Consider the following 235-nt stretch of genomic DNA (forward strand, 5'->3'; position numbering starts at 1 on the left):
CTTGACATGGACGATGCCGTTTTCCACCGTCCAGACAGGGACGTGCTTCTCCACGGCGGCGTCGGTGGTGCCGGGAACGATCTCGCTCATCGGCTTGCCGCAGCAGACGACAGGGACGCCTACGTCCTTAACTTTGGCAATGATGTTACCGCAATGCTTGCAAATGTAAAACTTCTGATCCATGATAATTCTCCTTTTCTTTACTTTAATAGTTTTCTGCGTGAATTTCAAAATA

1 pseudogene is annotated in these 235 nt (G+C 48.9%); it reads right to left on the bottom strand.

The features are described 5' to 3' along the window. A pseudogene (locus GPK89_RS14065) lies at positions 1 to 183 on the bottom strand (desulfoferrodoxin); the annotation flags it as partial. Between the last annotated feature and the right edge of the window lie 52 nt (positions 184 to 235).

This window comes from Gemmiger formicilis, from assembly GCF_018784445.1.
GTDB lineage: Bacteria > Bacillota > Clostridia > Oscillospirales > Ruminococcaceae > Gemmiger.